The following is a 26,369-nucleotide window of genomic DNA, read 5'->3' as shown; positions in this document are numbered from 1 at the left end:
CGTTTCCCAATCTCATGAGGTACACCAAAATCTTAACTCCTGAATCCCGAATCCTGACTCCTGAATCCCGAATCCTGACTCCTGACTCCTGACTCCTCAAAACCTAAGACTCTGTACCTCACAACTATGGGAATTGCTATATTTGACACAATTCATACCAGGTAAGCAAGAGGGCTACGCCACTACTACCGAATCATTACCCGTTTCTTTAGGTGGCTGACCGAGAATCAGGATGTGTTTGCCGCTTATCAAGCCAGTTTCGGCTTTGTTTGGGCTTAAAATTTGTTTAAGTCCCACTAGAAGCATTCAGTCATCAGTTTTTTTTCATGCCCACTACTGCCCAAGAAGTTTATAATCAAGTGGTCTGTCACTTATCATCTGGGGAACGTTTGCGATTGGCCACAATCATTCTCAATCAACTTGTCGGACAACAACAACCATCGCTCGATCAAAGTGATACCTGGACTGAGGAGGATCAGATCGATCTTGTCAATTTTTCCCTAAACTACGCGGCCAAAACTTTCTCTGATGTGGAGGGGATTTAATTGGTGACGTTTTCTTCTGGAGATGTGGTGACAATTGATTTTCCCGGTGTGACAGGAATTAAGCGCCGTCCGGCTGTGGTTTTGTCATCCGATGATGGAAAACCATAAGGGCAAGTTATGTAAAGAATATTAAGCTAGAAGCATAACCCCTTGTCCCCTAACCCTAGTATTTTTTACTAAAATAACTGCTATAATCATTTCAGATAAGTCTGATACAATCTAGACCAGTTAAACCCTTATGAACTCTGGCATTGATATTCTCAATCTTAATTGAAATGACTATAACTGATAACTGATAACTGATAACTGATAACTGATAACTGATAACTGATAACTGATTATGTCTCGTCGTCAACTGTTGAGTTTTTTAATTGCAGTAATTCTGGCATTTTTTGCCCTTATTCCCGATGCTAACGCTTTAGGTGGCCCCCAACCCCCTTTAAATCAACCGGCACCCGATTTTACCCTACCGACTAACACGGGAGAAGGAAATATTTCCCTATCGGATTATCGGGGTAAGTGGGTAGTTTTGTATTTTTATCCTAAGGATTTTACCCCCGGCTGTACCCTAGAAGCGCGGCGTTTTCAGCAGGATTTGCCGAAATATATGGCTAAAAATACGCAAGTTTTAGGGGTAAGTGCCGATGATGTCGACTCTCATGCGGAATTTTGTGACTCGGAGGGTTTAAAATTTCCCTTACTGGCAGATACTACCGGAGATATTAGTAAAGCTTATGGTTCTTGGATGGGTTATGTTTCCCTGCGTCATACCTATCTTATCGATCCGCAAGGGATTTTAAAAGAGATTTATTTAGGGGTAAATCCTGCCATTCACAGTGCCGAAGTTTTAGCCCGTTTAGAGGAATTACAGGCGACTTCTTGAGATAATTGGTCTTGAATCTAGACATTATTGTGATAAAAGCTATCTGCAGCCGATGGGATAAAAAAAATCCCGACCACGATTTTTTCATCGGTGGGGGATATAGATTAACAATCTTAACCGAGATAATCAGGACTAATTGCAATTATCGTCCTTATCACCCTTACAGTCACGGTTTTGTAAAATTAGCGGCGAAGAGGAACGGTCAAAATGGTTATCTTGACTATTAACCGCTAAAGTGTGAGGAATTGAACCTAACAGCAAGGAGGCCACAACAAACAAGGTTAACGAGATTTTCATGGTTTTACTCCCTTAGACACCATCAGGTAATTGACCTATTTTTACCATAGGGCCTTCCTTCTCGGATGTCAGTCCCATTGCCAAGAGGGAAAAAGGGGTTAACATGGAAAAAAAGGGAATATAAGTAGAATAAAGTAGAACCGGATGAAACCACAGGGATGGGACGAGTTTCTTAAACATCTAGCTAGAGAATACGGTGTTCAAGGCAAATTAAAGGAGATTTTTTTAGTTCGTTTTGCCTACGAAAATTGGCGCAAACCAGATGAGGAAATTTGGGAAATGGCTGAGGCTGCCAGCCATGAAACCTATAAAAAACAAATGACTAAAATCTATAGCTATTTCTCGGCAGATAAAGATAATGGCTGTCCCGAACTAGAATTAGGTAGTAAAGGGCCGGGTAAGTTCCAAATCCTCCGGGAATGGTTCAAAGATATCAAATATCCTCAATGGAAAAATCACCCCACCCCGATACTAGCAGAAAAATCAGTTATAGATACTTATATTGGCCGCCCTCCCGTCGAAAGCGACTGTTATCAAGAAATTAATCGTCCGGGGTCACTCATTCGCATTAAATCCCCCGAAAAGACTGGCAAAACTTCTCTCCTTAAGCATCTGCTCGCTCAGGCAGATAGTTGGGGACATAGCACAGTTTATATTAATTGTCAAGTGGCAGAAAAGGCGATGTTTGCCAGTTTAGACCGATTTTGTCGCTGGTTTTCGGCAAATGTCAGCCGAGAATTGGGTTTAAAGCCTCAATTAGATGAATATTGGGATGAGGAACTATTTGGCAGTTTAATCAGTTGTCAAACCTATTTTCAGTCCTATCTTTTGGAACAGATTAACGGGCCGCTCTTTTTGGCCCTAGATAATTTAGACAGAATTTTCGAGTATCCCGACATCGCTAGGGATTTTCTGCCGCTTTTGCGCTGTTGGCACGAAGAAGCTAATAATTTAGAAATCTGGCAGAATTTGCGGTTAGCGATTGCTAATTCCACGGAAATCTATATTCAATTGGACGCTAATCAATCTCCCTTTAATGTCGGTCGCGCGATTAAATTACCCGGTTTTAGCCTCGAACAACTGGAAAACTTGGCTAGTAGCTACGGATTGCCTAAAAATGACGATAATCAGCGTTTTATCAGGGATTTAATTGCCTTAGTCGCTGGTCATCCCTATCTTAGCCGTTTGGCCCTGGAAGCGCGGGTGCGTGGGGAAAAAAATATTCTCCCTAATGCTGCTACCCAAGGGGGAATTTATGCGGCACACCTGCGTCATCACTGGGATAATCTGCAAAAACAGCCAGAATTATTGACAGCGATGGGGGAAGTGGTTAATTCTTCCGATAAGGGAGTGCGATTAGAACCGATTACTGCTTATAAACTGGAAAGTATGGGTTTAATTCAGTTAAAAGGCGACCTAGCCCAGCCTAGCTGTCAATTATATCAACTTTACTTCCGAGAAGAACAGACCGGCAGCGATCTCTAGTAGATAATTATACTAAATCCGTTGAGTACAGGCTAGTTATGAGGAGAGGCACTCATGCAAAGGGGAATAAATAATCAGTTTTTAATAACCGGATTTAGTATCACATTTGCAGAAATATCGACAATCAGCAATTATCAGTGACTCTTAAATTATTACAAATATATCAGCAGCTGCGTGTAAGCATCCCACCGAAAAGCTCATGCGCTCCGGGGTTTGGGTAGGGTTGATTCATGAATCAACCCTACCATGAATCAACCCTACTATGAATCAACCCTACTATGAATCAACCCTACCATGAATCAACCCTACTATGAATCAACCCTAGGAGTTTGGGGGGTTCTACCCCCCAAAAGCTTGGATTGAGTAATAAAATCGGAAGTAACGATCAATTTTGGCAGATAGTTTCCCTTTAAAAATCCCAACTTAGTAGATTTACAAAAATGAGATGCACCCGCTCAAAGATTGTTCAACTTGCTAAAGATTGTAGTTCGGAAGTGCCATAAACTCTCACGATTTTGTCTTGGCAGGCCGTGGCGATATAATTACAATCAGGACTAAAACAAACGGAATAGATTTTCTGGGGATGGGGAATAGAAATAACAGGGTAAGCTCATCCAGGGTAAGCGCATCTTAACAATTATTGACAAAATTAACTTTGTGTGAGTTGCTTACCCAGAAGGCGATTCAGGCATATTTGAGGAGAATTTGCCATCTCAATTGTTAAGCAAAAATCAACCAAATGTTAAGATTTCGTAACTATTTTGATTGACTTGTATCACCTGAAATGCCCATGCGGATCACAAAATTGGCCAATTGTCAATAGCTTTTGAGATGCTCTCACCCTGCCCCGAACGGTTACAAAGAAGTTGACTTTTTTTTAGAGCGTAATCGTAAACCCATTAGTGCAGTAACTCCTAAAGCGATCACCGAGGTCATTTCTGGGGTTGAAGTTATCTTTAAAATTTGCCCCTGTCCGCCCACAAAGCCTTGATTGGCAACATAGATAGCTCCATCATCCCCAATTGCTAAACCCGTGGGAAAGGATAAACCCTCGTCTAAAATACTTTGACGAGTCCCATTAGGTGCTATTCTCCAAAGCTGACCACTAAAATCTCCTGCCAGAAAATTACTAGCATATTCTAGAACATATAAACTACCATCGGGGGCGAAAGCAAGATCAATGATATTAGTAAAACCTGTCGCAAATTCTTCTAAATTGGTGCCATTAAACCGATAAACATTAGCCCCACCAACGGGAAAAGGAAATCCAGTAAGTTGCCCGATATAGAGTTGATTGTCCGGACCAATAGCCATCCCTGTGGGTACGGCTTGCATAGGAAAAGGATTCGGTAAATTAGGGATAAAGGGTGGTGGTGTAACTGAGCGAACAGGAAAAGCAGCGATCGCTGTTATAGCCCCGTTGCCATCAACTCTGAGCAAGGAATTTCCCCCCGCGTCGGTGGCATAAATAACACCATTTTGCACAACGAGGGAGTAGGGATTACTATCAACTTCATCCCTATCAGGATTATTATCTCTCTCAAAATTGGCTAAATCTGCTTTTAGTGACCAACTAGGTGTTCCGGATAAGTTTATGGCAATTGCTTGGCCAAAGGCAGGAACACCTAAAGTATTATCTCTAACATCTGGATGGTTTCCCAAACCGATAATACCGAATAGCTGCCCTGATTGGTCGAAGTAAAGGTCTTGAAGACCAGTACCTTCATTGCCTGATGGTTGTTGAGCCAAGGACGGTAAATTATCGATCAAGACCTCCGTTGCTCCCGTGGTTGTATTCAAACGAGCGATTGCACTAGTGGGTCCGTAGCAAACTTGACTTTGACCTGTCGTAATACAAGTTCCGTTACCACCTCTTCCTGCTTGGGTGATATAAAGCTGGCCATCAGGACCGAGGGTCATACCCCGAGGATTATTTAAACCGTTTGCGAGAACAGTGGTAGAAATATTAGCGGCTAATATCGGAGCGGCTGAACTAACAAAACCAACAGTGAGAGCTAGGGTGAGGGTTAACTTTTTGTTACTCATACGTTACTGCCAAGTTACTAATCATCAGACCATCTTAACCGAAAACAAAAAAACTGAAAACATTAGTTAATCAAGATTTTTCGGCATTACCAGATATTAGTTTTTCTCTGGGGGACTACTTCATCCCTGAGATAACTTTTTCCGCTCACCACAAGTACGGGGAAGCCATTCTTCCCTGATTATAACTAATTACAGTGTTTCTCGTCAAGGAGATGCAGCTAATCTAAGGATAGCCTATTAAAATAGGTCTTAGCTGATAAGTACCCGTTGACAATCCTAGTCCTAGGGTGGGACAATAATCGAAAAAATTGCCTGATAAATTAAGTATTGACCGTAACCTAGCCCAAAAAGGCTGCTATTCAGGGGCGCTATAGGGTAAGATTAACTATTAGGGTGGAGTTTATTGCCGATTTTAATCTTGTCCTAACCAAGCAAAATTGACAATTGAATCTGTAATTTTAAAAATATCTATCCCGTCAATATCATCTAACCGCAAATGCTTAAAATTTTAGTTGATGGTACACCGATAAGACAAAATCCTAGTGGAATTGGATTATATGCTTATCACCTGATTGCCGAATTAGCTAAATTACAAAACCAAGAAAACTTTTCCCTGTCCCTCTGTTTTCAACCATCGGTAAAAAACTGGCTGCGGGGTAATCTTTCTATACCCGAAAAACTGCAATCCTATCCAGAGGTTAAGTGTTTACCAATTCCCGTCAGTCTTAGCAATATTTTAACCCGATTTCCTAATCCTCTAATTCCCTATCTAGAAAACTTTCTTGATTCTCCCGATATTCTCCACGGATTGGATCATGTGGTGTATCCTTGTCGTCAGAGTCGTCAAGTTATGACTATTCATGATGTTACTTTTATGAAATATCCTGAGTTTGTGACGGGGATTGTCAAAACCTACACCCAACGCATTAAAAAATCTCTACAATGGACAGATTTAGTTATTGCTAACTCCGCAAGTACCAAACGAGATATTATTGAATATTTAGATGTGAACCCAGAGAAAATTTTTGTTACTCCCCTCGCAAGTCGTTATTCTTCCCTCCCCAATCCACCCTCATCTCTAACTATCACTAAACCCTATTTACTCTTTGTTAGTACCCTAGAACCACGAAAAAATATTATTAATCTTATCGATGCTTTTAACTATCTCAAGGACAGGTATAAATTAGACCATAATCTGATTCTGATTGGCAAAAAAGGATGGAAGTACGAACCAATTTTCGAGAAAATATCTCAGTCTCCCTTTCGAGATAGTATCCAACATCTTGATTATCTTGCCGATGACTTAGTTGCGGATTATTATCAAAAAGCCGATGTTTTTGTCTATCCTTCTTTTTATGAAGGTTTTGGATTACCAGTTTTAGAAGCGATGACTTTAGGTTGTCCTGTGGTAACTGCTAATACTGCATCCTTACCCGAAGTCACGGGAGACTCGGCAATATTAATTAATCCCGATAATTCCCTAGAAATTGCCGCAGCAATCTATCAGGTGATTAGTGATACCTCTCTCCGTCAAGAATTAATCAATAAAGGAAAAAAACAAGCGGCAAAATTCTCTTGGCAAAAAACTGCACAAGCTACTATAAAAGCTTATCGTTCTCTTTTATAATAAGTAAGTATTTATAATTAAATTGAAGATGGATCCCCCCTTAATCCCCCCTTGATAAGGGGGGTACTGATCACCCCTTAATCCCCCCTTGATAACGGTGGTGTCTGACAACTTTTAACACCTACCTGCTTAACTAGCTAATATCTATGAATAGGAATCATCAATTATTAATCAATCTCGCTTTTCTCGGTACTAAATATACTGGATTGACTACCTATACTAAAAATATCATTCCTCAATTAGCTAACTTAAATCCTACCCTAATCACTTCTAATAGTTACCCAGATTTTAACACCTATCCTGTCTCGGCAAACCTCAACCAAGAGCAGGGAACCAAAGGCAATATTAAGCGCTTAATTTGGACAGAAACCAAACTCTATCAAACCTATCAACAATTAAAGTCTTCCCTGCTATTTACCCCCATTCCAGAAGCACCTATTTATGGAAATTGCCGCTATATTGTCACAGTTCATGATTTAATTCCCCTGCGATTTCCGAAATTTTCTCCTTTAACTTTTTATAATAAATACTATTTACCCCAAGTCCTGAAAAAAGCCACACATATTATCACTGTTTCCCAAGCAACTGCCGCCGATATTAATAAGTTTTTTAAGATACCTATTGACAAAATAACCGTGATTCTTTCTGGATATGATTCTGATAATTTTCGTCCTCTAAATCTGGCGACTCGTCCCTATTTTCTCTATCTTGGTCGTTATGATCCTCATAAAAATCTCGGTCGTTTAATTACTGCTTTTTCCCAAATTGATCCCGAATATCAATTATTAATTGTCGGTCAATTTGACCCCCGTTTTACCCCTGCTCTGCAGCAACAGGTAGAAGCATTATCAATCTCTCAACGAGTGCAATTTTTAAACTATGTTTCCTATGAAGAATTGCCGCAACTTTTAAACCAAGCAACTGCTTTAGTTTATCCTTCCCTTTGGGAAGGTTTCGGATTACCTGTACTAGAAGCGATCGCCTGTGGAACTCCTGTAATTACTTCTAATCTTTCCTCTCTCCCAGAAGTCACAGGAGAGGCGGCAATTTTAATTAATCCCTATAGTATCGATGAGATGAGAGAGGCAATGCAGCAAATCGCCACCGATGAACAATTACGTCTTAAATTAAAATCCTTGAGTCGCCAACGCGCCGAGCTTTTTAGTTGGGAAAAAACCGGTCAAGAAACCGCCACAATTCTGCAAAGTTTTCTCTAAAAATGGTGACAAAAAAACTTATCAATCATTGCAGGATGGGTTAGACGGCAGTAAGCATTAAAACCCAAGGATATGAGAGCAAAAACCTGTACTCTCCTGGGGAGATTGAGTGTTACTTCCTATATATTATTGTGCCATTCTTCGGGAATTTGAGCAACTTTTTCCTTACCATTAGGCTGATGAATAGGTTTTCCTAAAGGACGAATTTTGAGATTTCCTTGCCAATAAGCGGCGATTCTTTCCTTGGCAATTTTCACATATTCTGCTTCTTTTTCACTCCCCATCACTCGACGATTGTGCATAATACTAGCAATCAGAGAAGTTCCGACTCCGGCAAAGGGATCGAAAACCCAATCCCCCTCATTTGTCAAGGCTAAAACACATCTTTCTACTAATTCGATCGGATATTGACAAGGATGGATAGTTTTCTCTGGATGATTAGATTTAACGTTAGGAATATCCCACAGTAACTCATCCCATTCTTGTGCTAAAAACTCCCAAACATCGCTGGGATTTTTCCCTAAAGGATTACCAGAGGGTTTACCGATATTTTTACCTTTAAAATGGCGCTTACCTGGGTATTTAGCGGGGATTCTCACTGGATCAAGATTAAAGATATATTTATCGGTTTTTGTCAACCATAAAATAGTTTCATACCGGCCAGAAAATCTTTTAGATGTATGTAGTCCATGACCAAAATGCCAGACAATTCTATTTCTTAAAAAGAAGCCCATTTGTTTAAATAGCTGATAATAAAAAATATCTAAAGGATAAACTTCACCCTCTTGAACGAAATTTCCCACCTGCCAGCAAATACTGCCATTATCTTGCAAGATTCTAGAGAATTCTCGCAGAATTTTGGTTTGGGTTTCCAGATAAGTATCCAAAGAGATTTTTTTTTCGTAGTCTTTTCCTAAATTGTAGGGAGGAGAAGTAATAATCAAGCTCACAGAATTATCTGGTATAGTCTTGATAAAATTATTGCTATCTCCTTGATAAAGAATTATTTCGGCATCAGGTTGATAAAAGTCTCGCACTGATTTTGATTGAGAAAATAAGGGCAACTGATTCATAGAAAATTTAGCAGAGAAGAGCCACTTTTAATTAGGGTTTGCGGCAAAAAGTTTTTCCTGGGGGCAGGGTGTGGGGTGTGGGGTGTGGGGTGTGGGGTTTTACCCATTTTACATCCAATATTCAAGAGAGCCAGTTTTTTCAAACAATTAATGTTATCTGTAGCCAGCAAATATATCACAAAAATTCTACTTTTTTAGATAAAAATCGGGAAGAAAGTTTTAACTTTTTTCTATTCTTCCCTTAACTCAGATTAGCTCAAACCAGGGACGCACTCGCCTAATTCCACTGTAAAAGGTTGCCAAGGACGAGGAGCAATTACTTTTGTCGGCAAAGCATGGGATGTTAATAATTCTTGAAAAGATTCGGGACTACCCTCAGCACTTAACACCGCCATCAATAAACCTTTAAACTCGATATCACCGCCGGCAGCCGTAGAAATAATATATTCGGGCTGCAAGCGTTGACAGACTGCCAAGGCGCTTTCTTGTCCTTTGATTACCGGTCCGAGGAAAGGTATTTTTAAGTCAATCAAAGGAGTGATAATCACGGAGATTTTACCAAGAGAATCGAGGCTAGGAGAATGATAACCGTGGGGTTCGTAGTAGATACTCTGATTTGTCGCTAATTCCTTGATAACATAACCATTTTCCACCAGAGTCGGCCCGACTGGAGAACCGGGGACAGCAGTAATTTCGATCGCATTGTCAAAGATATAACTAGAGCCGTGGTTTAAAGGGATGCGATGGGTATAATTGAGCGCTCGAACCACTTTTTCGGCATTAGGAGAAGCTACCACGGGAATTTGGCGATCGAGTACCTGTAAAGTAGGAGGATGGGCGTGATCTTCCAAACCTTGGGAGAGAAGAATCAGATCGATATGTTCGGGAATGGCATGATTAGCGGTTTTTTTGCCCTCAAATAGCCAAGTTAAATTACCAAAAGTCAGGGAACCTACCAACCAAGGATCGAGAAGCAGGCGTTTTCCCCCGATTTCGATTAACCAAGAATTACTATCAAGCCAAGTTAACTGCATATAAGAAGAATGGGGATTTTCTTAATTTAATTTAACATTACCATTAATTTTTCTGCGCTTGGGGGTTTTTCAGTCATCAGTGAATGCCATTTATAGCAGTTATCTTAATGGTGAGGTAGGAAGTCTCTGGTTTTAGGGAACAGGCAACAGTAGCCAGTCGTTCGGGGATGATACCAAATTAGGTTACACTTCATCTTGAGGAGAAACGCTGTCACACTCCTCACTTAATGCTGCTCACTGAAAACCCAAATCTGATCACTGATTACTGATTACTGATTACTGATCACTGATCACTGATTAGTCAAGGCTTAAGAAATAGGGAAAGTTTAGCTATCTTAGGGAAAGTAGGCGCTAAAAGGGGAAGAAGAACGCATCAGCCGAGACTGAATTTCTATGACTAAACGTACCTTCGGTGTTATCGGACTAGCTGTCATGGGAGAAAATCTCGCTCTCAATGTGGAGAGTCGGGGTTTTCCTATAGCTGTTTACAATCGCACCGCCAGCAAAACTAAAGAATTTATGGAAACTCGCGCCGTCGGCAAAGATGTCAAGGCGGCCTATAGTTTAGAAGAATTCGTCCAAATTTTAGAGCGTCCCCGCAAAATTCTGGTCATGGTAAAAGCTGGCCCGCCGGTGGATGCCGTGATTGAACAATTAAAACCCCTTCTCGAAGAAGGAGATATGATTATCGATGGCGGTAACTCCCTCTATGAGGACACAGAAAGACGCACCCGCGACCTAGAATCGACCACTAAACTCGGTTTTGTCGGTATGGGAGTCAGTGGTGGCGAAGAAGGCGCTCTGCACGGTCCTTCCCTGATGCCGGGGGGTACAGAGTTCGCCTATCGGGAATTAGAGCCGATTTTAACCAAAATTGCCGCCCAAGTCGATGATGGTCCCTGTGTCACCTACGTGGGACCCGGGGGTGCGGGCCATTATGTGAAAATGGTTCACAATGGCATCGAGTACGGCGATATGCAGTTAATTGCGGAAGCCTACGATGTGCTGAAAAATGGTCTAGGACTAAGCAATCAGCAGTTACAGGAAACTTTCACCGAGTGGAATCGCACCGATGAGCTTAATTCTTATTTAATTGAAATTACCGCCGATATCTTTAAGTATGTTGACCCGGAAACCGGTCATCATTTGGTAGATTTAATCTTGGATTCGGCGGGACAAAAGGGAACCGGACGCTGGACCGTGTTAAGTTCCTTGGAGTTGGGGGTGTCAATTCCGACTATTTATGCTGCGGTTAATGCTCGCGTGATGTCCGCTTATAAGGATGAACGGGTGGCAGCCGCAAAAGAGTTACCCGGACCGGGGGAAACCTATCCGGGGGATGCGGCACTATTTGTGAATAAGGTGCGTGATGCTCTTTACTGCTCGAAAATGTGTTCCTATGCCCAGGGTATGGCCTTAATCGCTAAAGCTTCTCAGGAGTTTAACTATAATATCAGTCTGCCGGAATCGGCCCGGATCTGGAAGGGCGGCTGTATTATTCGGGCCGGTTTCTTGGATAAAATTCGCAAAGCTTTTGCGGAAAATCCGGGGCTGCCGAATTTGTTGTTAGCACCGGAATTTAAGCAAAGTATCCTCGATCGCCAAGAGGCATGGCGTGAGGTGTTAGTCTTAGCTAATAAGTTGGGAATTCCCGTCCCGGCTTTTAGTTCTTCTTTGGACTATTTTGATAGTTATCGTCGGGCCAATTTACCGCAAAATCTCACCCAAGCACAACGGGATTATTTTGGCGCTCATACCTATGAACGTACCGATAAACCCAGAGGTGAGTTTTTCCATACGGAATGGATGGCCGGACTGTAAGGCTATCTAATATCTTCTCCCCTTTTTATTTCTGGTAAAAAGGGGAATTTTTTGGCGATATTTTTCTGATTAATACTAAATCCGTTGAGTATAGGCTACATATCAGGACAGGCACTCATGCAATAGGCAAGAGGCAAAAGGGGGAATAAATAATCAGTTTTTAATAACCGGATTTAGTATAAGAGTTAAGTGGGTGGGTGGAATTAAATATAAGATGAACGTAGGTTGGGTTGAAGCATGAAACCCAACGCCCGATCATGTTACGCTACCGCTAACCCATCCTACTGGACTGTTTCAGCTAATTTGGTGTATTAGAAAAATGCTATAAATTCTATAATCTAAGACTTTAAGCCAAAATCTATTGCCCTATTTTAGTTGAAACAGTCCACTACAAATAATTGTGCCTCCCTACTTAGGGCTGGCTGAATAAATCTAAAAACCTTGTTGGATAAGACTTTTGGACTTTTTTCCCCTCAAAAAGTGCCAGCCATTGCGGGGATCGGGGGGAAAATTCAGGTACTTTTTCCCTGAAAATTAGGTAGTTGACCACCTGAAAATCGATAAAACCCCACACCCCACACCCCACACCCCACACCCTGCCACCACCGAAAAGCTTTTTGCCGCAAACCCTACTTAACTATCGGTCAAGAAATTTCGATAACCCTTGGGCAAATTGTTCGGCAGTCATGGCCTCAACCTCGGTTGACAGGGACTAAAAGAGAGCCGGTGCTGAGAAGTAAGTCCATAGTTGCCAATCGCTTCTAGGTGTTGAGCAGTGCCATAACCCTTGTGACGAGCGAGTCCATAATCGGGATAGCGTCTGTCCCAACGAGTAATTAAGTCATCGCGCCAGACTTTGGCCACGATACTAGCCGCCGCAATTACCGGGGATTGTTGATCTCCCTGAATTACCGCCTTTTGGGGGATTGACAAATCTTTAATAATGTGCTTGCCATCGACCCAGCAGAGACTGGGGGAAAGGGGTAATTTCCCGATAGCTCTGCTCATCGCCAGTAGGGAGGCATGAAAAATATTCAAGCGATCGATCTCTTTCACCGTAGCATAACCGATGCGACAAAGAAAATCCCGTTGTATTTGCTGGCTCAACTTTTGCCGTTTTTGGGGGCTAAGTTGCTTACTATCCTTCACCCCCAACTCCCACAGCCGCGCAAAACCAGAGGGGACAGTGACCACTACCGCCGCCACCACGGGGCCAAATAAAGCCCCGCGCCCCACCTCATCGACACCGGCAATTAAGGGTTCTGCGCTCATGACTCATCGGCAGTGGCGGAGGAACGACGACGACGACGACGCAGCACCGCGGTTTCAGCCTCTAGTTGTGGCTCCTCTGTCACCTCGGCGCTCACCGGGGTCTCGACAGGAATGACTTCGCCCAGAAAAACTGGAGTTTCGGGCGTAATCGGTTCGGGCGTAAAAGTCACTGGTGGACTAGCTTCTTGGTTGATTTCCTGACTAACTTCGCTAGTGGTGGAACGACGACGACGGCGCACCAAGGAGCGATTTTCGGCTTCCTCGCTGGTTTCCGTCGCTTCTACCGGGGTGTACTCGACTTCTAGGGTAGGAGTCAAGGATATTTCAGGAGTAACAGGCATTTCTGGGTTTTCCGCTTCTCTTTCCCCTGCCAGTTTCACGGAAACAATCACCGATTTCGGGTCTTTAAACTCCTTATCCACCAGAATCAGGGGAGAAATGCCCATTAAAGAATAAACTTCCTGTTCTACCGGGGTCATTTCCACGGAAACCCGCTCCCGTTCGCTGACGGGGATATTTTTGGCGGCGCTGGCATCTTCTCCCCGTTTCGAGAGACGGGCGGGGCGTTCTCGTTTTTCCTCAAAGCGTTGGGGTTCTGATTCCGGCTCGATTTCGTTGTTAACACCGTTAGTAGAGGCTTTTTCGCCCCGTTCCTCTTTTAGTAACAGTTCCGAGGGACGACGACGGCGGCGACGGCGAGAATTATTAACCTGTTCTTGATAGTTGGGATGGAAGGAAAGATCTATCTCTTGGGCGTTTTCTTCGGCCTCAAATTCGGAGAAAACTTCTAGATAGGGTTCGGCCGCCGCAACGCTAGGAGCGCTCTTATCGGGTAGAACTTTTGTATTAGTCGGAGCAACGACAAAGGTTTCTTTTTCCCCGCGGCTAACGGTGGGGGTTTCTAGGGCGATGGCGTTGCCCTCTCCGGGTAGATGGGCTAAATGGCCCAGTCCGCCGCAATGGTTACAGGTTTTGCCGAATAATTCATAAATGTTTTTCCCCTGACGCTTACGAGTTAATTCCACTAACCCCAATTCCGATAATTGGGCAATCTGGGGCCGGGCCTTATCGCTTTTCAGGGCTTTATTAAACAATTCCAGCAGTTTCAACTGGTCGCGACGGGAATCCATATCGATGAAGTCCACCACCACCACACCGCCGATATTTCTCAAGCGCAGTTGTCGGGCGATTTCTGTGGCGGCCTCGCTATTAGTCCAGAGTACGGTTTCTCGGGCCGTGGCCGAACGGGTAAAGGAACCGGAGTTAACATCAATTACCGTTAAAGCTTCCGTCGGTTCGATGATAATGTAGCCGCCGGAGGGTAAATCAACCCGGGGTTTGAGGGCCTCGCGAATGGCGGCGTTAACCCGGAAATAGTCGAGAATTGGCTGGGTTTCCCGATGGGAGTCGATATAAACCCCTTCGAGAGCTTTGCCGCCGCCCCAGTTCGTCAATTGCTGTTTAACTCGTTTTACCGCCACCGGGTTATCCACAACAATGCGATTGACATCGGCACTGTACATATCCCGCAAAACCCTTTGAATAAAGTCATCATCGCGGTTAAGCAGGGCCGGGGCGCGGCTGCTGACGGCCATCTGTTGGATGCTCTCCCACTGTTTTTGCAGAAATTCCAAATCCTCGATAATCGCTTCTTCCGCTTTGCCTTCGGCCTCGGTGCGTACCAGCAAACCCATCCCCGCCGGTTTGACCAAAATCGCTAAAGCTCGTAAACGGGAGCGCTCGTCTTCACTGCGGATGCGACGGGAAAGATTCACCCCGCGACCATTGGGCATCAATACCAGATAACGACCAGGGAGAGTGACATTTCCCGTTAGTCGCGGTCCTTTATTGCCGGTGGGTTCCTTCATTACCTGTACCAGCACTTTTTGCTGGGGGGCCAGTAATTCCGTGATAGCACCGGCGGTTTTTTTCAGTCTTAAGGGGCCCAGGTCGGTGACATGGATAAAGCCATTGCGTTCCGCATCGCCAATATTGACGAAGGCTGCATCTATCCCGGGGATGACATTTTCTACTAATCCTAGATAGATGTCGGCCACCTGCTGATTACCTGTGGCTACAACTAATTCCTGAATTTGATCTTCCCAAAAAACAGCCGCTATATGGTGTTGTTCGGCTATGATTATTTGTTTTGGCATTCAATTTCCTCAATCTTTCGGTTTCAAAAGCGACGGACCATGGGCTATTTGTCTATGCTTTGAGGCTACTTCTGGAAATCTGGTCTTGTTAAGAAAGTTCTAAGAAGATGAGTCCGCATCGTTAAAGCCTCATCTTGATGTTCATCTGCCTCTCAGACGTGGGAACTGAGTCTTGGTTTCAGTTGTTAAGTCTGTTCGGCAACTGCCGGCTTGACCCACAATTAGGTAAGCACAGCCAGGAGACGAGATTTTCAATTAATCCCTGAGTCTTGCTCGATAACAGCATTTTTTATCCGTTTCCGCCGGTTCTGTCTATCAGAATCTAGGAAAAAAGGAGTTTTTGAGTTACTCCCCTCGGCAACGGGTTTCTGTGGAAGGGAAAATAGCGCACTTTTCGATTTTCCAAAAACCACGATTCTTTTAAGAAATGCTTTAATCGAGTCTTATAGACGACTATAACTCACTCGGTCACTCTCTGACAAGACGATGATCCCCTGACCAAGATAAATTTTTCGGGGCAAGAAAGGAGTCAATAGCTAGAATTCAGGAGTCAGGAGCAATGATAGGCAATAAAATAGACCTAAAAAGCTATATAGCTGACTTTTTAGGCTAAAATTCCCTTTTTATCTCCTTTTGGCTTTCTAAAGAATTAATTAACCCGCTAGTCCAGCTAGGATTATTCATGAGATGACCGGATTGACGGTTTCCTTAATCCCTTAATTCCCGTTCAGGCAAGGCGATAACGTTCAAAATTCCCTGTAAATCGGCTTCTGACTCGATTTCTAGCAATTCTTGCAGGTAGGGACGATAACGGTATAGTCGATAACCTTTCCCTTCTAACCATCGGGCCACGGCTAAATTACTGCCTTGATTACCGGCAATATTTTCGTAGAGAATAATCGGGGCAAAACGCTCAATTAAAAGTTGACTACCTTCTAAAACCGGTACTTCGTGGCCTTCCGCATCAATTTTGAGTAAATCCACCCTTTCTAACTGATAGGTATCAATTAAACTATCGAGGGTAAAACAGGGAACTGGTTCGTAATTGTCTGACTTTAATTGGGCTGCATCGGTAACGACTTCATTTAATTCACTAGCTTGATACAGGGATAAATAAACATTTCCCCCTTGATTACTGGCTGCTCCTCGACAGGGATAAACCCAAGAAAATTGATTAACCCGACAGGTTTCTTCTAGTAACTGGATACATTGGGAAAAAGGTTCAATAGCGATAACTTTTCCCGTCTTACCGACTCGATGAGCGGCACTAAAAGTATAAACTCCGGCATTTGCCCCCACATCAATAACCGTCATTCCTTCCCTAATACTATGGCGCCAAAATTCCATTTCTGCTTCAAACCAATCCCCTTGGGCGAGTAAAACTCCCGTGACAAAACTGCGAAAACTTGCTTCTACAGCTAGGGTAATATCCCGATCAAAATCGAGATAGGTAAAGGGCTGATTTAGCTGTAAATTTGTCCAACTTTTCCCCGTTACTTTCGCTGTTTCTAACCAAAAATTAGCTAATTGTTGTTGTCCTAATCCCCGATAGGCTAAATAAAGAGCTTGCAAATTGTCAGCATCTTCCGGATCGAGATTAACGGCGCGATGGAGATGAAATAAACCTTCTAGCTGTTGATTAATTAATTTGGCGATACCTAATTGACGATTGAGATGACAGGAATTGGGGTTAACATGATTAGCTAATTCCAGAAATCTTACCCCATTTTGATTATAAAAAGCCAGGGATGAGCGATATAATATTTCTGTAGATAAAAACAAGGTCTGCTCGCTATAATTAGCGGTTTCCAATAAATCCCTTAATAACTCCTGTCGGTTATGGGCAGGAAAATAATAAATTAACCCCGGGGGATAATTAGCATTCACCGATGATAGCACTTGGACTAAAGCATTAAAAGCATTTTGTGCCGCTAAATCTCGATCGCCTACTAGATAATAAACTAGAGCTAAATGGGCAGTAGCAAGGGGATAAACCGCCATTTCTAGGACTCTTTGCAGAGATTGAAAAGCCATCTCCACATACATCGATCGCATTGGGGAATTTTCCGCTTCAATTAAAGCCATCACCGCACAGTTATGAAAATCTAAAGCCGTTTCTGGTTCATCCCAATTAGTAGATAGATTTTCTGCGATTAAAAACTCTCCATCCAGTGCCGGATTAATTGACTGGAGATACTGACGATAAAGCGCTAAATAATCACTCATAATCTAGTATGGACTGCACCCATTTGGGCGGACGAGAAATCGGATTACCGAGGCGATCGAGAACTAATAACGCCACTAAATGCACGGCAAATAAGTATAATAAACTATTGACAAATATGCCCACAACTGCTATCGATTGCACTTGCAGCAGCGTCGGTTTAGCGAGAATCCCTAACCAGGTGAAAATCCAATCGATAAAATTAGTCGCTTGGGTAATCACATATAACCAGAGATTTTCGCCTAAAAGAATTGAAAACAGCCAAAAACGAAAGAATAAACCAAAAGCCCCCAACAGTCCCCCAGTCAAGATAGAAAATTCCCAGCGCGCACCCCGGCGCCAGCATAGCCCCAATTGTAACCCCATCAAGCCGTGGGGAATCAAAAAGACGATACTGCGAGTCGGTCCCATTAACACCGACAAAAGTAAACTGGAAACTAATGCTGTCATCCAAGCACAACGAGCGCCCCAACGTAAATAGGCTAAAGCGATAGGAATCGGGAAGAAAACCCTTAATAACGGTCCGAGGGGAAAATAATAGTCAATTAACCAGATTAAACTGGTAGCACTGGCCAAAAAAGCCGTCTCCACCGTGATCAGGGTAGCGATAGACTTGAGAGGAGATGGTTGGATAGGTTTGGCAGTGGGTTTATCTAGGGGTTTCTCCTCTTCCCCCAGATCTACCCAATTGGTTTCATCTATTGTCTCTTCTGAGGATTGAGCGGGAGCATTAGCGTTAGAATCATTCATTCTATCAGTTATCCGGTGGTCGGGACGGGGTGGCCAGCTATTCTTAGCTTAGACTGGCGACTCCCAGTCAGACAAGAGGCAAAAGGGGGAATAAATAATCAGTCTTTAATAACTGGATTGAGTATCAGGTGTTAGGGGTGGGGGAATTTACGGAAAATTTCCCTATTTTCACTGAAAAAAACTGGCTCTAAATACCTTCTAAATCGGCTCCTAACTCGCGTAAGCGAGATTTTAATTGTTCTATTTGTTGTAAAGCTAAAACCTTCTCTTGACGTTCCTGTTTAGCCACTTCTGCGGGGGTAGGAATTAATTCACCCTCCCTATTGAAATAGCGTAATTGTTGTTGATAAATACCCAGAAATAAGCCTAAGAGATCGCTCCATAGCCAACCCCTGTCCGTCGGTTCAATTGCTTGATATTGCCCTTCCATTAGCCGAAATCCTTGTAATTCTAAGGTTTCAGGATCGAACCAAAAATAATCGGGAGTGCGAAAAATATCTTGATAAATTTGTTTTTTCTCGCCGCGATCTATTTTGGCGGTACTAGGAGACAGAATTTCCACGATAACATCGGGATATTTGCCCCCTTCTCCCCAAACTACCCAACTTTTTCGATCTAAGCGTCTTTCTGTTCCCAAAACGACAAAAAAATCTGGTCCGCGAAAATACTCAGATTTTTTCTGATTAGGACTATAATAAATGGTCAAATTAGCGGCGGCAAAATAATCATTACGCTCTTGCCATAACCATTCTAAACACTGAAGTAAAATCAGAATTTGTTGTAAATGAGCGTAGCTTTCCAAGGGGGGTTCCTCACTCCAGATATCCCTGGGGGGAAATTTTACCTCATCCGCACAAAACTCGTTATTGTCGATGATGGGAAAAGTGGTCATCTTTTTTGAGGTTGGGTGTCGGTCATCTCATTATATCAAAAAAGGTGGGCGATAAACCCACCAGAAAAATAACCCAAAAACCTTAACGATAATTAGGACTTTGGATATCTCTAAGACGCGCTTCGGGACGTTTAAATCTGTCCATTTGTGCCTCAAAGAATTGACGATTTTTAAGTAAATGTTTGGGATTAGGATCGTCGAGGGGATAAAGTAAAGCAGTGCGTAGAGCTTGAATAACTGCTGAAGTAACATTATACATCGAGCGCTGGAAACTAATACCCAATTGAATCAAAATATCGTCTTCCCCCCGGCAGTTTTGCTGATAGTAATCAATTAGATATTGGGGTAAAAAATGATACATATCATCCATTAACAACGTCGGCGGAATTCCCGCAGTACCCACGGGGAAAACATCCGCATAAAGAATGCCATAGTGAAAGTCTTTTTGTTGGTAGGGAACCTGTTTGGCTTGGGCATTATAGGACTTTGTACCCCGGAAGGGAGCAGTACGATAAAAGACCGCTTCCACATAGGGTAAAGCCGCTTCATAAAGCCAAGTAAAAGCCTTTGATTTGGGGATAATTTCGTAGCATTGACCATCAATATAAACGTGATGATAAATTGGCCGGCCAGCGATGGCAAAAATGCCATTAACGAGGAAATTCATAGCATCGGGAACACCTTTAAACCCCCCTTCATCGTAGATATCAGACATCTCGAAAAATACCGGGGCCATCACTTCCCAGAATAGTCCTAAATTGGAGTAGTAGGACATCATCCGCACCTGTTCCAAAAACATATCGGGGAACAGGTCATAAAGTTTCATCATCACCGGGTTTTTCTTGAAATAGGCCTTAATAGCGCGGTCGGCATTTTGGCGATATTCTTCTGAATCAAGATAGGCATCAAATAAACCCCAACCCATATCGCGGCCATGCCACAACATAGCTTGCATACAAGCTTCAGCAAATTCCATATTAACGCGATCATGCCAAAGATGATGGATTAATCTGGGCATTTTTCTGGTTTTACCTTTATCCATGAATTCTAACAATTCAGGGTGAGCGGAACCCGTACCGCGCCAGATGCGTAAATCGGCATTATCGCCAGCGTAATGATTTTGTAGGTCTAGGTATTCTTGGGGCAGAAAATATTTAAAAAAGGGCAAAGGATCGAGGAAAACTTGTTCGGCAATGTAGAGCAGATCTCGCCAATAAAAATCCATCGGTACGGCATAAGCTTTATAAATGCCGATAATTTGCATCAGGTTTTCGGGAGTATCCGGCAACATGGATCCACCCGCTTCTAAACGATGGATAATGTCGGCGAATTCGTGAGTAGAAGGGGGAATTTTGGCTTTGATTAATGTCCCAGTCATAGTTTTAGGTAAAGTAATTAGCAGCGGTTACAATAATTCGGAAACAGCAAGGGATAACTAACTATTACTCAAAAATTTACCCCGATTCAACCAGTTGGTTTTTGAGGACTTTTGCGGAGATTTTTTGAAGACAAAACTAGGTTTTGCTTCCCCCGATAAGCTGGCAACCATCGAGTTAGTGGTGGGTTCAATCCAACGGACTAAATAATTGGGTTGAATACCTAAAAAGACGATTAATACCATTAAGACAAAAGCGGGAATAGTTTCCGATTTCAGGACTTTGGGATAGTAGGCAAGTTTGTTATCCAATTTACCAAAACAGGTGCGATTAAGCAGGATAACAAAGTAAACCGCCGTTAAACCGGAAGCGATGATACAGAGAACCGTCTGCACGGGAAAACGGGAGAAACTACCCTGAAAAACGATAAATTCCGCCACAAATCCCACTAATCCGGGGATACCAGCACTGGCCATACCGGCGAGAATTAATAGGGCGCTAACCAGGGGTAAACCGCGAATTGGGTTCATTAAACCGTTTAAAACGTCTAAATCTCTAGTTCCGGCTTTGCGTTCGACAATGCCCACCAGATAAAATAAAAGGGCGAGAATGAGACCATGGCTAATCATTTGCGCGACGGCACCAAGGACGCTTAAACCCGTGCCGGCGGCGGCTGCTACCAGTATATAGCCCATGTGACCGATCGAACTGTAGGCCACCATGCGTTTAATGTCTTTTTGGGCAATAGCGCTCAAGGCCCCGTAAATAACGCTAATAACGCCGACAATTGCCAGTCCGGGGGCGATTAAAGACCAAGTTTCGGGGAATAATTGCAGACCAAAGCGAACTAAGCCATAAGTACCGAGTTTAGCGAGGATACCACCTAATAAAATTGCTGTAGCGGGGGAAGCTTCCGTGTAGGCATCCGGTAGCCAAGTATGGAGAGGTACGAGGGGTATTTTGATGCCAAATCCCACTAACAGCAGAGTTAAGAGTAGTAACTGGGTTTTTTGGGAGAAATCGGCGGTGGAGAGGGAGGAATAGTCAAAAGTGCCGCCATTGAGGAAACCTATGCCTAAAAATGCCGCTAGGACTAATAACCCGGAGACAGCAGTGTAGAGAAGGAATTTAATCGAAGCATAGCCACGTTTTTCGCCTCCCCAGATAGCAATCATCAGATAAAAGGGGATTAATTCTAGTTCATAGAAAACGATGAACAGCAGCAGGTTTTTGGCCATTAATGCCCCAGAAACCCCGGCGTTAATCAGGAGGATTAGGATGTAATAAAGTCGGGGACGCTCTACTTTTTCTTCGGTACTATAGATAGCTATTCCTGTCAAGAAACAGTTTAAAATAATTAACAGTAAGGACAAACCATCGACTCCGAGGTTATAACTTAAACCGATTGGTTTTGCCCATTCGCGGTATTCAGAAAATTGAAAGCCATTACTGGTTAAGTTATATTGGGTCAGCAGATATAAAGACCAAAAGAGGACGGCGGCAACAAAAAAGAGGGTAATTTGACGTAATTTTGCTGGGGCAAATTTATCGGGGAAAAGACCGACGATAATTGCTCCAATTATTGGCAACCAAAGCAGGGTACTGAGCATATTGGTATCGATCAAATTTATAATGACTGGGATGAGAAAAGGATTAGCCAACCGACACGATGACTAATCTAGAATTGACTAAATTAAACTCACTTTGCCGGTATCGAGATCGTAGTAGGCTCCAACAATTTTTAATTGTTTTTTATCTACTAAATCACCCATGACCGGGGATTTGCCCAATTTCTCTACTTGATAGATAACATTGGATTTAATTGCTCGCTCAAGTTTGTTAGAACCGGGTTGTTTTTCGGCCCGATCAACTCCCACCTGTAGGCCATCGATTAAACGACCGATTTGACCGGGGAAACGACCCCCTTCAATGGTGGCTTTTACCGCTCCACAACGAGAATGACCAAGGACAACAATTACCTTGGCTCCTAATACCAACGTACCGAATTCGAGGCTACCAATTTCTTCGGAAGTGGCTAAATTTCCCGCTACCCGACAAACAAATAGATCTCCTAATCCGCGATCAAAAACGATTTCTGCCGGCACGCGAGAATCGGCACAGCCCAAAATTGCCGCAAAAGGGGCTTGACTTTCGGCCACTTCTGTGAGTCGAGCTTGATCGCGGTTAGGACTTTTTTTTCTTCGTTCCCAGAAACGTTGATTGCCTTCCATGAGCATAGTTAAGGCCTGGTCTGGGTTCAATCCTTGATTTTGAGCCGTTAGCCATGGCTGGGAATTAACAGCGGTTTGGGCGTTAGTTTGGGACAACTGAGAACCCAAAACAGTGGCGGCTAGACCGGTTCCCAAAAAACCACCCCCATAACGGATTAATTGGCGACGAGAGGTATTGAACATAGGTAATTGTTTCCATTAATCAGGACAAATCCTATTGTCAGGGCCGGGGATGCTAAAGAAAAGCCTAAGTTATCAAATCTTTAACTGAAAACTAGAGAAATTTGTGCTAGTAGGGGCCAGCAGATGATAATACCGATCAAAGCGACCCCCAAAATAATCGACAGAAAGTAAAATTGGGTTTGGCCCGAGACGTTATATTTCAAACTCTGACCACCAAAAACCGTGGCTAATCCCACCAGGTTAACGATGCCATCCACCAGAAAGGTATCGATCCAGTTAATAATTTGCGAGATTAATCCGACGACAAAAACGATGGTAACTTTATACAATTGGGCTGTATAAAGGTCGTTGGCAAAGAAATCTTGAAGGGCTTTCGGTTGAAAAACGATCGGTTTGGAGATATTTTCATTCAGGTAAATATAGGCTGCCGGAATTACGCCAGCAGCACTGGAAAGTACCAAGAGAAAAGCCACTCCCAGATTTAAGTCACTTGGTAATAAATGCCATTGCGCCAATAAAATCGGCAGATGAAGGGCGAAACCCATGGTCACAGTCATGGGGATAACTAAGGGCCAAAGAGCTTCCGGAGAGCGCAGGGTCATTGGTTTGATTTTACCGCCAAAGAAAACGCAAAATTCTCTAGTGACACTAAAGGCAGTTAAAGCATTGACCAACAATAGCACTAATAACAGTAAACCACTGATTTCTGCGAGGCGATCGCCCATGCGGGCCAATGACCAAAAACCACCAAAGGGAGGCAGTGCGACTAAACTAGCGGCACCGACGAGATAACAAATGCCGGAAACGGGACGACGGGACCATAAACCGCCGTATTGGCTTAAATCTTGGCTGATATTATTCCAAATGATGTTACCCACCACCATGACTAACAGGGACATAGCGATCGCATAAGTAAAGAGTAACACTAAAGCGGTTTCCGTTTGTCCGGTGGCCACAGCGATAAAAATCAGCCCCATGTAGGCGCTGACGGAATAGGAGAGGGAGCGCTTGACATCGATCTGGGCGATCGCAATTAAACCCGCACCGATGGCAGTAACAGAGCCAACAATGATCATCACCTGTAAGGTTAAGGGCGATAATTGCAGCACTGGCTCTAATTTCACCAATAACCAAGCACCGGTGGAAACGACGACGGTATTCCGCAGAATTGTCGCGGGCATCGGTCCCTCCATGGCCTCATCTAGCCATAAATGCAGGGGAAATTGAGCGCATTTGCCCATCGGACCAGCAATCAGGGCTAAACAGAGTAAATTAGCCACATTGGGGTTTAAATTGGCTGTAGCCGCCCATTCTGCTAATTGGTCAAAGTTCCAGGTTCCCGCCAAGGGTAAAAGGGCCACCACTCCCATCAACAGGATTAAATCGCCAATCCGTTTGGTTAGAAAAGCGTCCCGCGCCCCTGTCACTACCAGAGATTGATTGAACCAGAAACCAATCAGCAGATAAGTGCCGAGGGTGAGAACTTCTAGCACACAATAGCTGAAAAATAGCGAATTACAGATAACTAGGGCGCACATACCCCCTTCAAAGAGGGCGACGAGAGAATAAAACCTTGCCCAACCCCAATCCATTTCTAGATAGGCGATCGCATATACCTGGGCGGCGAGGTTTAAGCCGGTAATTAGCAGTAAAGCCCCGATATTAACGGCCGAAATCTGCACATCTAAAGATATGCTTAAATCTGCGGCATTTAGCCAATTAAATGCTATAGATTGGGGCGGACGACCCCAAACGGCGATCAAAGCAAAAAGGCTATGCAAAAAAGCCCAGCAGGTCATGATCAAGTTCAGATAACCGGCCGGTCGCGGGCCGGTTTGCCGGATAATACCGGGAGACCAGGGTAGAGCGAGAAGTGCGCCCGCAAAGGCGTAAAGAGGTACCAACCAGATAGTCTGGCTGAAGGACTCGAACATATAAACACCTCAAGAAGAAAAATGATCCTGAATTAAAGTTTAAGGTTTAATGGCTCACTAATAAGCTGTCACCATTTTTTAACGGGGCATTAATCGGGATAGTTTGACTAGCTTCCAGCAGGTATTTTAAAAAAGCATCGGCAATCACGGAAAGTTGTTTTCCGGCCAGGTAACAAACGTACCAATTGCGCTGAATTGGAAACTGTTCCACGTCGAGGATGGCTAATTCGCCGTTTTCTCCTTCCGAGATGAGAGTATGCTTAGATAGTACCGATATTCCCAAACCGCCAGAAATAGCCTGTTTAATCGCCTCGTTACTGCCTAATTCCAAACGCACCTTTACCTTAATATCGTGGAGATTAAATAATTTTTGTACCGCTTGGCGGGTTCCAGATCCCGATTCGCGCATAATAAAAGGTTGCTGGTTGAGGCACTCAAGGGGGAGATTTTTCTTACCCACCAATGGATGATCTCGTCGCGCCACCACCACTAGGGGATTCTCGAGGAAAGACTGAGAACAAAGTTCCACTTCTTCCGGCGGTTGACTGAGAATATAGAGGTCATCCTCGTTGTTTAACATTCGCTCTTGCAGTTTCTGATGATTAGTCACTTGCAGGGCGATGTCAATACCGGGATACTGTTGACAGAATGCCCCCAGTAATCGCGGTACAAAGTATTTAGCGGTAGTAATTACGCCTAAAGTCAGTTTTCCCTGTCTAGTTCCCTTAATATCGGCCACTTTCATCTGAAAGTTGTCCAATTTATTAAAAATCTCTTGACAGGTGAACAGTAATTCCTTACCCGCTTCGGTTAAAAATAAACGTTTGCCAATTTGCTCGAATAGCGGTAAACCCACGGCTTTTGTGAGTTGTTTGACTTGGGTTGAGACGGTAGGTTGAGTGATAAATAACTCCTCGGCCGCCTTGGTAAAGCTACTGTGTCGAGCGGTAGCCTCGAAAACCCTTAACTGGTGCAGGGTTGCCTGTATCAAGTTCTTATCCTCTTCTCAATAACAACTATTTGTCACCATCAATCCTAACGTTTTTATAGATTCTAGTCAATTAATTTTTTGATAAATATAGACTCTAATAGATATAACCACCGCTTAAGACCTTTTTCAGCTTTTTTCTCTCTCCTCCCCCCTCCCCGTCTCCCCACACCCCCCCACACCCCAGGGTTGATTCAAGGGAGGGTTTTTTCAAGGTAGGGTTGAATCAAGGGAGGGTTGATTCAATGTAGGGTTGATTCATGAATCAACCCTACCCTTGATAAGGGGGGTGTCTGATAATTTTTAACTACCTACTTAATTATCTTGCTACAATC

Annotated in this window: 21 protein-coding genes and 1 pseudogene; 6 read left to right on the top strand and 16 right to left on the bottom strand. The window is 43.5% G+C overall.

Translation table 11 applies throughout. The annotated features are described in order from the left end of the window. Positions 1 to 326: 326 nt before the first annotated feature. On the top strand, positions 327 to 545 hold the full coding sequence (locus O9295_RS21170; RefSeq protein ID WP_288035125.1) for a hypothetical protein: 219 nt from the start codon (positions 327 to 329) through the stop codon (positions 543 to 545). A gap of 340 nt (positions 546 to 885) precedes the next feature. Next, positions 886 to 1,428 (top strand): peroxiredoxin, encoded by a 543-nt coding sequence (locus tag O9295_RS21165; protein ID WP_288035123.1) that lies wholly within the window; start codon positions 886 to 888, stop codon positions 1,426 to 1,428. Positions 1,429 to 1,560: 132 nt separating this feature from the next. Here O9295_RS21165 and O9295_RS21160 read toward each other — a convergent pair whose 3' ends face one another. Beyond that, positions 1,561 to 1,725: a hypothetical protein gene (locus O9295_RS21160; protein ID WP_002766271.1), complete on the bottom strand. Its 165-nt coding sequence runs from the start codon at positions 1,723 to 1,725 to the stop codon at positions 1,561 to 1,563. A 144-nt stretch (positions 1,726 to 1,869) separates the two neighbouring features. On the opposite strand from O9295_RS21160, the gene O9295_RS21155 reads away from it, so the two are divergent. Beyond that, positions 1,870 to 3,210 carry an AAA-like domain-containing protein gene (locus O9295_RS21155; RefSeq protein WP_288035122.1) on the top strand — a complete coding sequence of 447 codons (1,341 nt, stop codon included), beginning with the start codon at positions 1,870 to 1,872 and terminating at the stop codon, positions 3,208 to 3,210. A 466-nt stretch (positions 3,211 to 3,676) separates the two neighbouring features. On the opposite strand, the pseudogene O9295_RS27535 reads toward O9295_RS21155, so the two are convergent. Both O9295_RS27535 and O9295_RS21150 read right to left on the bottom strand, forming a co-directional pair. Continuing rightward, a pseudogene (locus O9295_RS27535) lies at positions 3,677 to 3,811 on the bottom strand (WD40 repeat domain-containing protein); the annotation flags it as partial. A gap of 254 nt (positions 3,812 to 4,065) precedes the next feature. Beyond that, positions 4,066 to 5,256 carry a ScyD/ScyE family protein gene (locus tag O9295_RS21150; RefSeq protein WP_288035120.1) on the bottom strand — a complete coding sequence of 397 codons (1,191 nt, stop codon included), beginning with the start codon at positions 5,254 to 5,256 and terminating at the stop codon, positions 4,066 to 4,068. Positions 5,257 to 5,752: 496 nt separating this feature from the next. On the opposite strand from O9295_RS21150, the gene O9295_RS21145 reads away from it, so the two are divergent. Beyond that, positions 5,753 to 6,883 (top strand): glycosyltransferase family 4 protein, encoded by a 1,131-nt coding sequence (locus O9295_RS21145; RefSeq protein WP_288035118.1) that lies wholly within the window; start codon positions 5,753 to 5,755, stop codon positions 6,881 to 6,883. A gap of 146 nt (positions 6,884 to 7,029) precedes the next feature. Next, positions 7,030 to 8,100 carry a glycosyltransferase family 4 protein gene (locus O9295_RS21140; RefSeq protein WP_288035116.1) on the top strand — a complete coding sequence of 357 codons (1,071 nt, stop codon included), beginning with the start codon at positions 7,030 to 7,032 and terminating at the stop codon, positions 8,098 to 8,100. 119 nt (positions 8,101 to 8,219) lie between these two features. On the opposite strand, the gene O9295_RS21135 is transcribed toward O9295_RS21140, so the two are convergent. Together O9295_RS21135 and O9295_RS21130 are read right to left on the bottom strand one after the other, a co-directional pair. Next, positions 8,220 to 9,173, bottom strand: coding sequence for a DNA-methyltransferase (locus O9295_RS21135; RefSeq protein ID WP_288035114.1), 954 nt, complete (start codon positions 9,171 to 9,173; stop codon positions 8,220 to 8,222). Positions 9,174 to 9,424: 251 nt separating this feature from the next. Beyond that, entirely contained in the window at positions 9,425 to 10,207 is a 783-nt protein-coding gene (locus O9295_RS21130) for an MBL fold metallo-hydrolase (RefSeq protein WP_288035113.1), read from the bottom strand. 393 nt (positions 10,208 to 10,600) lie between these two features. Between O9295_RS21130 and gnd the strand changes: the two genes are divergently transcribed. Then, on the top strand, positions 10,601 to 12,028 hold the full coding sequence (gnd, locus tag O9295_RS21125; RefSeq protein WP_288035110.1) for a decarboxylating NADP(+)-dependent phosphogluconate dehydrogenase: 1,428 nt from the start codon (positions 10,601 to 10,603) through the stop codon (positions 12,026 to 12,028). 412 nt (positions 12,029 to 12,440) lie between these two features. Here gnd and O9295_RS27530 read toward each other — a convergent pair whose 3' ends face one another. The 11 genes from O9295_RS27530 to O9295_RS21075 all read right to left on the bottom strand — a co-directional run bounded on the left by O9295_RS27530 (position 12,441) and on the right by O9295_RS21075 (position 26,037). Then, positions 12,441 to 12,623 carry a hypothetical protein gene (locus O9295_RS27530; protein WP_353851882.1) on the bottom strand — a complete coding sequence of 61 codons (183 nt, stop codon included), beginning with the start codon at positions 12,621 to 12,623 and terminating at the stop codon, positions 12,441 to 12,443. Between the two features lie 89 nt (positions 12,624 to 12,712). Then, entirely contained in the window at positions 12,713 to 13,300 is a 588-nt protein-coding gene (rnhB, locus tag O9295_RS21120) for a ribonuclease HII (RefSeq protein ID WP_288035107.1), read from the bottom strand. Beyond that, complete coding sequence (gene rne, locus O9295_RS21115) at positions 13,297 to 15,456, bottom strand: ribonuclease E (RefSeq protein ID WP_288035106.1); 2,160 nt, start codon at positions 15,454 to 15,456, stop codon at positions 13,297 to 13,299. Before rne ends, rnhB begins: the two co-directional genes overlap by 4 nt. Positions 15,457 to 16,164: 708 nt before the next feature. After that, positions 16,165 to 17,682 carry an FkbM family methyltransferase gene (locus O9295_RS21110; protein WP_288035104.1) on the bottom strand — a complete coding sequence of 506 codons (1,518 nt, stop codon included), beginning with the start codon at positions 17,680 to 17,682 and terminating at the stop codon, positions 16,165 to 16,167. Then, entirely contained in the window at positions 17,675 to 18,430 is a 756-nt protein-coding gene (locus O9295_RS21105) for a DUF2232 domain-containing protein (RefSeq protein ID WP_288035102.1), read from the bottom strand. The genes O9295_RS21110 and O9295_RS21105 overlap by 8 nt, the downstream gene beginning before the upstream one ends. A gap of 187 nt (positions 18,431 to 18,617) precedes the next feature. Further along, positions 18,618 to 19,322, bottom strand: a complete 705-nt coding sequence (locus tag O9295_RS21100; RefSeq protein WP_079209639.1) for a Uma2 family endonuclease — start codon at positions 19,320 to 19,322, stop codon at positions 18,618 to 18,620. A gap of 82 nt (positions 19,323 to 19,404) precedes the next feature. Continuing rightward, positions 19,405 to 20,700: a CO2 hydration protein gene (locus O9295_RS21095; protein WP_288035098.1), complete on the bottom strand. Its 1,296-nt coding sequence runs from the start codon at positions 20,698 to 20,700 to the stop codon at positions 19,405 to 19,407. Positions 20,701 to 20,757: 57 nt separating this feature from the next. Further along, on the bottom strand, positions 20,758 to 22,308 hold the full coding sequence (locus O9295_RS21090; RefSeq protein WP_002761526.1) for an NADH-quinone oxidoreductase subunit M: 1,551 nt from the start codon (positions 22,306 to 22,308) through the stop codon (positions 20,758 to 20,760). Positions 22,309 to 22,386: 78 nt separating this feature from the next. Then, complete coding sequence (locus O9295_RS21085) at positions 22,387 to 23,112, bottom strand: carbonic anhydrase (RefSeq protein ID WP_288035096.1); 726 nt, start codon at positions 23,110 to 23,112, stop codon at positions 22,387 to 22,389. 80 nt (positions 23,113 to 23,192) lie between these two features. After that, entirely contained in the window at positions 23,193 to 25,046 is a 1,854-nt protein-coding gene (locus O9295_RS21080; protein ID WP_288035095.1) for an NAD(P)H-quinone oxidoreductase subunit F, read from the bottom strand. Positions 25,047 to 25,092: 46 nt separating this feature from the next. Next, a complete protein-coding gene (locus O9295_RS21075) occupies positions 25,093 to 26,037 on the bottom strand; it encodes a LysR family transcriptional regulator (protein ID WP_288035093.1) in 945 nt (314 codons plus the stop codon). Between the last annotated feature and the right edge of the window lie 332 nt (positions 26,038 to 26,369).

This window comes from Microcystis sp. LE18-22.4A (assembly GCF_027531105.1).
Taxonomy (GTDB): Bacteria; Cyanobacteriota; Cyanobacteriia; order Cyanobacteriales; family Microcystaceae; genus Microcystis; species Microcystis aeruginosa.
Note: the sequence above shows the minus strand (reverse complement) of the source record. Positions and strands in the feature narration are given on the sequence as shown.

Coding starts and splice junctions, on each gene's coding strand:
- O9295_RS21150 (WP_288035120.1), bottom strand. CDS start 5,256: ATGAGTAACAAAAAGTTAACCCTCACCCTAGCTCTCACTGTTGGTTTT.
- O9295_RS21160 (WP_002766271.1), bottom strand. CDS start 1,725: ATGAAAATCTCGTTAACCTTGTTTGTTGTGGCCTCCTTGCTGTTAGGT.
- O9295_RS21165 (WP_288035123.1), top strand. CDS start 886: ATGTCTCGTCGTCAACTGTTGAGTTTTTTAATTGCAGTAATTCTGGCA.
- O9295_RS21135 (WP_288035114.1), bottom strand. CDS start 9,173: ATGAATCAGTTGCCCTTATTTTCTCAATCAAAATCAGTGCGAGACTTT.
- O9295_RS21080 (WP_288035095.1), bottom strand. CDS start 25,046: ATGTTCGAGTCCTTCAGCCAGACTATCTGGTTGGTACCTCTTTACGCC.
- O9295_RS21155 (WP_288035122.1), top strand. CDS start 1,870: ATGAAACCACAGGGATGGGACGAGTTTCTTAAACATCTAGCTAGAGAA.
- O9295_RS21110 (WP_288035104.1), bottom strand. CDS start 17,682: ATGAGTGATTATTTAGCGCTTTATCGTCAGTATCTCCAGTCAATTAAT.
- O9295_RS21095 (WP_288035098.1), bottom strand. CDS start 20,700: ATGACTGGGACATTAATCAAAGCCAAAATTCCCCCTTCTACTCACGAA.
- O9295_RS21145 (WP_288035118.1), top strand. CDS start 5,753: ATGCTTAAAATTTTAGTTGATGGTACACCGATAAGACAAAATCCTAGT.
- O9295_RS21090 (WP_002761526.1), bottom strand. CDS start 22,308: ATGCTCAGTACCCTGCTTTGGTTGCCAATAATTGGAGCAATTATCGTC.
- rnhB (WP_288035107.1), bottom strand. CDS start 13,300: ATGAGCGCAGAACCCTTAATTGCCGGTGTCGATGAGGTGGGGCGCGGG.
- O9295_RS21085 (WP_288035096.1), bottom strand. CDS start 23,112: ATGTTCAATACCTCTCGTCGCCAATTAATCCGTTATGGGGGTGGTTTT.
- O9295_RS21105 (WP_288035102.1), bottom strand. CDS start 18,430: ATGAATGATTCTAACGCTAATGCTCCCGCTCAATCCTCAGAAGAGACA.
- gnd (WP_288035110.1), top strand. CDS start 10,601: ATGACTAAACGTACCTTCGGTGTTATCGGACTAGCTGTCATGGGAGAA.
- rne (WP_288035106.1), bottom strand. CDS start 15,456: ATGCCAAAACAAATAATCATAGCCGAACAACACCATATAGCGGCTGTT.
- O9295_RS21170 (WP_288035125.1), top strand. CDS start 327: ATGCCCACTACTGCCCAAGAAGTTTATAATCAAGTGGTCTGTCACTTA.
- O9295_RS21140 (WP_288035116.1), top strand. CDS start 7,030: ATGAATAGGAATCATCAATTATTAATCAATCTCGCTTTTCTCGGTACT.
- O9295_RS21130 (WP_288035113.1), bottom strand. CDS start 10,207: ATGCAGTTAACTTGGCTTGATAGTAATTCTTGGTTAATCGAAATCGGG.
- O9295_RS21100 (WP_079209639.1), bottom strand. CDS start 19,322: ATGACCACTTTTCCCATCATCGACAATAACGAGTTTTGTGCGGATGAG.